The sequence below is a fragment of the Dietzia cercidiphylli genome (genome assembly GCF_014145145.1).
GTDB classification, from domain to species: domain Bacteria; phylum Actinomycetota; class Actinomycetes; order Mycobacteriales; family Mycobacteriaceae; genus Dietzia; species Dietzia natronolimnaea.
Map to the genome: position 1 here is coordinate 1 of NZ_JAALEA010000548.1, position 4,738 is coordinate 4,738.

The 4,738-nt window shown below is 66.9% G+C and carries 6 protein-coding genes; 1 reads left to right on the forward strand and 5 read right to left on the reverse strand.

Annotated elements, in window-relative coordinates; genetic code table 11:
* Positions 1 to 38 precede the first annotated feature (38 nt).
* Positions 39 to 725, reverse strand: a complete 687-nt coding sequence (locus G6028_RS17280; RefSeq protein WP_182659597.1) for a PD-(D/E)XK nuclease family protein — start codon at positions 723 to 725, stop codon at positions 39 to 41.
* 31 nt (positions 726 to 756) lie between these two features.
* Entirely contained in the window at positions 757 to 1,134 is a 378-nt protein-coding gene (locus G6028_RS17285) for a PH domain-containing protein (RefSeq protein WP_182659598.1), read from the reverse strand.
* 170 nt (positions 1,135 to 1,304) lie between these two features.
* On the opposite strand from G6028_RS17285, the gene G6028_RS17290 reads away from it, so the two are divergent.
* Positions 1,305 to 2,555 (forward strand): amidohydrolase, encoded by a 1,251-nt coding sequence (locus tag G6028_RS17290; protein WP_182659599.1) that lies wholly within the window; start codon positions 1,305 to 1,307, stop codon positions 2,553 to 2,555.
* Between the two features lie 73 nt (positions 2,556 to 2,628).
* Here the strand turns inward: G6028_RS17290 and G6028_RS17295 are convergent, their stop codons facing one another.
* The 3 genes from G6028_RS17295 to G6028_RS17305 form a co-directional block, all read right to left on the reverse strand.
* Complete coding sequence (locus tag G6028_RS17295) at positions 2,629 to 3,186, reverse strand: hypothetical protein (protein WP_182659600.1); 558 nt, start codon at positions 3,184 to 3,186, stop codon at positions 2,629 to 2,631.
* A 72-nt stretch (positions 3,187 to 3,258) separates the two neighbouring features.
* A complete protein-coding gene (locus G6028_RS17300; protein ID WP_182659601.1) occupies positions 3,259 to 3,594 on the reverse strand; it encodes a hypothetical protein in 336 nt (111 codons plus the stop codon).
* Positions 3,587 to 4,534, reverse strand: coding sequence for a hypothetical protein (locus G6028_RS17305; RefSeq protein WP_182659602.1), 948 nt, complete (start codon positions 4,532 to 4,534; stop codon positions 3,587 to 3,589). Before G6028_RS17305 ends, G6028_RS17300 begins: the two co-directional genes overlap by 8 nt.
* Between the last annotated feature and the right edge of the window lie 204 nt (positions 4,535 to 4,738).

The window sequence follows — 4,738 nt, forward strand, 5'->3', positions numbered from 1 at the left end:
GAAGTACCGGATCGCCGGACTAGGCGTACCCACTGGTCCTATCTTCCAGCCTGACCATGTAAGTCAGACCATTCCAGAATCTGCTCGCGGTGATGCAAGTAGAAATCCAACTTTGAGTCGTCCACTGTCGCTGGCCTCTCTCCGCTCATCTCAAGCGTTTCGATAAGGTCTCGAGCCCCCGGGGCGATGGTCCCCGGACCGATGCGATTCATGAGAACCCGACCAATTGCACCCAGGTCCTGCCACCGCAGCGTTCTCCACTGGTCGACACTCTCCACGGCTGTGGCCGGGACGCCACCGTCCGAGGTCAAGAAGACGAACGACGGGCTCTCGGGGCTCCACCCCTCGGCAAGTCGGTCTGCTTGTCTTGCGCCCTCCGGAGCCGAGATCTTTGCTTCGATCAAGACCGTCGCCGCTGTAGTCCGCACAATGATGTCCGCGCGGGTATCCCCGCGAGTTTCCTCTGTGGTGACGGAAGCCTGCTCTGCGCCCTCGACCGACAAGGCGAGCAACTCGAGAAAGGCAGAGAGGTACTCGGAGCCCAGCCCGTGCCAACCGTCTGGCGTTAGCAGCCACGCCAGTCCGCGGCACATGTAGACCTCAAGGCGATGTAACCCGAGTTCGCGCACCAAGGTCCGATGACCTGAGCGCCACGTCCGGGCGTTCTTTTGCTGACGGGTTAGCTCGGCCATCTTTCTGAACGCAGTTTCCCATTCGTCGACCACGTCCGGCCCCGTTGAGCGAGGCCGATCGCCGTCAACCGTTGAGGACGACATGCGCGATCAGATGGTCGAGCTTCCGAATGTCGACGCCCCGGTTCAGGTTGATCTTGATGTGGCCGGCCCGTGTCCACAGTTCGAGTTCGGAGTTGGAGTCGAGCATCCTCCCCGCGTTTTCGGACGACCACATATTGATCGCGTTGTATGGCAGGGAGTAGATCTCGACCTTCTTGCCGGTGAGGCCCTGGGCATCCCGCACGATGAGGCGCTTGGTGGTGAAGATCGCGGAGTCGCGGAACGTTTTATACGCGGCGATCGGCTGCTCGCCCTGAACGAGCAAAGGCCCGATGTCGTCGGGAATCGGGCATTCAGCGACGAACGTCCAGGCGGCGATGCTGGCAACAGCAGAGGTCAACGGAGGGATCCGATCTATTCGGCGGGTATTCCGCACAGAAGAAGAAGTCGCTCGGGATAGTAAGCATCGATCCCGGGGTTTCGAGACGCAACGAGTAGGACTCGACCGCGAGAGCGCGGCGTCGAAATCGACCGGTGCACCTCTCCGCTCGTGAGGGCCAAGCTGGGGCCATGCCCTTCAGCATCAGCTCCGCCGCCCTCGAAACCGCTGTCGCCGACCACCTCCCGTGGCTGCGCGACCTCTACCGCCACTTCCACCGCCACCCGGAGCTCAGCATGGCCGAGCACGCGACGGCGGACCGGATCGAGCAGGAGCTCACCGCGCTGGGCCTGGCGACGCAGCGCATCGCCGGGACGGGCGTGGTGGCGGTGATCAGCAACGGCGAGGGTGCCACGGTCCTGGCCCGCGCGGACATCGACGCGCTGCCGCTCCAGGAGGACACCGGCCTGGAATACGCCTCCCAGAAACCGGGCGTCATGCACGCGTGTGGCCACGATGCGCACGCGGCGGCACTGCTGGGCGCCACCCGCATCCTGGCCGAACACCGGGACGCGTGTTCAGGCACCTACATCGCGGTGTTCCAGCCGGGGGAGGAGACGGCCGCCGGCGCCCGCGCGATGGTCGGGGGCGGCCTGCTCGATCAGGTCCCGCGGCCGGATGTGGCGCTGAGCCAGCACGTCATGCCCACGGCGGCCGGCACGATCGGCAAGGTCGCGGGTCCGGTGCTCTCGGCCGGCGACTCGCTGAAGATCACCATCCACGGCCGGGGCGCGCACGGCTCGATGCCGCACACGGCGGTCGACCCGGTGGTGCTGGCGTCGTCGATCGTCCTGCGCCTGCAGACCATCGTCTCGCGCGAGGTGGAGCCGGGGACGTTCGCGGTGGTGACGGTCGGCTCGCTCACGGCGGGCGCGAAGGCCAACATCATCCCGGACTCGGCGGAGCTGCTGCTCAACATCCGCACCTACGACCTGGCGGTGCGCGAGCAGGTGATCGCGGCGATCGAGCGCATCGTCCGCGCGGAGTGTGCGGCTGCCGGCGCCCCGGCCGACCCGCAGTTCCACTACTACGACCAGTACCCGCTCACCCGCAACGATCCGGGCGTCACGGACACGGTCACCGAGGCGTTCGTCGAGCACTTCGGCCCGCGCGCGGTGTACGAGGCCAGCCGGGTCACGGCGTCGGAGGACTTCTCGCTGATCCCGGACGCGTTCGGGGTGCCGTACACGTACTGGACCGTCGGCTCGGTGGATCCCGCCCGCTACCGGGACGCGGTCTCCCGCGGCGCGGTGAGCCGGGAGATCCCGGCCAACCACTCGCCGCACTTCGCGCCGGTGGAGGAGCCGACACTGCTCACGGCGACGCGCGCCCAGGTGGTGGCGGCGCTGGCCTACCTGGGCGCCGGTCGCGAGGCCGATTAGGAGACGACAAGGACGACGACAACGACGACGAGGTCCCGCCTCCTCACGCCCCTGCGGTCGCCGCGTCCGCAGTTCAGGCGTGAGCGCTGATGAGCTCGTCCATCGTCTCCCCGGAGTGCTCGGACCAGAGGCGGAATGCCGCGGCTGTCATGGCCGCGGCGGCATAGAGGGCGGCGGCCGGCCCGTGCTCGCGGATCACGGTGCGCAGACCGGTGGAGGCGTCGCAGTCGAGCAGAACCGCCTCACTGAGGCGGGCCATACCGTCTGGTGTGTCGGGGCGAGATGCCTTGTCTCGGACCGCGGCGATCACCTCTGCGGGAAGCTGCGGCGCCACCGTTTGGGCGAGTTGGGCGAAGCGGGTCGCCACGGTCAGCGCATCGGGGATCGGCGGGGGAGTGGTCTCGGCGGACAGCTCCAGTGCCTCAAGGAGTCCGCCGGCGGCCGAGGTGTCGTTGCGCGCGTGGGCGTTCAGGACAGCGCGAACGTGAGCGACGGCAGCGGCGTGGCGCTGCTTGGCGCGCTCCATCCCGGCGTCGAGTTCGGCGACGGACGCGGTCCACACATCGACGCCCTCGCGGGCCAGTAGCGGGGCGAGTAGGTCGAACTGTGCGCGCTGTTCCGGGGAAGCCATGCACACATTGTGTCCGGTGTCCCCGCGGGAGCGCGCCCGGCCGCCCGGCTCGGCTGATGCCTCCGCGCCTGGCTAGGCCGCCCCGTCCCGTCTCGCGCGGGCGAGCACCGTGGCGACGCCGGCCAGGAAGTCCGCGCTGCGCCGCGCGGCCTGCTGCTCGATGAGTACGAGATCCAGCGTCTGCGCGACCGCGGCCTGATCGGCGCCGGCGTCCAGCCGATCGAGAGCTACTGTCGCGGCGTACGCCTGACCTTCGTGGAACGCCAGATCCGGGAGTACGGCCTCGAGGGCCCGGGCCAGCTCGCCGGCGGGTCGATCTTCGAACGCCGTGCTCACAGATATGCGGTACTGCTCGAACCGGTCCTGGGCGGCTTCGAGATCCTGGCGTAGGTCCGCGGTCTCAGGCATGGGCCGGCGACTCTGCGTCCGTGAAGTCGGCGTCGACAAACAGGTCGAGCATGCCGGTCATGGAGGTGAACGCTCCCACCAAGCTGCCGGTGAGGCTACTGACGTCGGTGCCTTGGCCGCGCAAAAGGTTGAGAATCTGCATCGAATAGGCGAAGTGACCCTGCTCGAGACTGAAACAGTGATCGAGGCCGTTGAGGTAGACCCCCGCGACGAACATGCCCTCATCGGGTTCATCGCAGGGAAAAGACAGGCCCTGCAGGTCGTCGTGGATCTTCAGCCAAGAATCGCTCAGCTGGTCGCACATTGCGGTCACTTCGTCGCGCCACGCCTTGGATCTGAGTGCCTCGCCTAAGCCGGACAGGGCGCCGAGCATCCCTTGGAACAGCTTGTAGTCATCGTGGCCCACTTGGTAGACCGCCTCGTCGTCGAAGCGGAGGGTGTCGGGCCACTCGTCGACGACGAACGCATCGAGGGCGGGGAAGGCCTCGTCGAGGTTCTCCTGCACTATGCGTTCGCCCTCGATCGACATCGTCGCGCCCATGGCTTCGGCTGCGTACTTGTACGCGAGGTAGAGCGTTCCGCGCCTCTGCTTTGCGAAACGGTGGAAAGAGGGCCCGGTCAGGGAAGACTTCGGTGGCTTGGTCAGATCCTGGTCGGGGTTCATGCGGTAGAGCATGGCGATGGCGAGCACCCACCCCTCGTCCCACAAACGAGCCGTGAGCGGATGGTGGTTCGCCGGCCCCTTCTTTGCTTCGAGCTCACGCAACTTCATCGCGAAGTCCAACCACGCTCCGATCTCGTCACGACTGAGGTCTATCCCGAATTCGGGCAGATCCTCGGCCGCCCGGTCGATCCGCTGATCTCGCTTTCGCAGGTCAGCCTGACGGCCCTGCTCCTCGCGGGCGAGTTTGCGGGCGCGCTGCTCCTCGGCGTTCGACACCGTGACCTCTTCTCTTGAGCCGGCGACCGGCGGTTGCGCGGCGCAGAATGCGAGCCCGCGTCGACTGGATTACTTGAACGAACCTAAGACGCACTCCGCGGTCACGGGCGAACCCCAGGCAGGCTCATACCCGCCAAGCTGTTCTAGGACGGCGATGAAGTCGACCGCCTGCCATCTGCACGTTCACGCTGCGCAACCGCACTC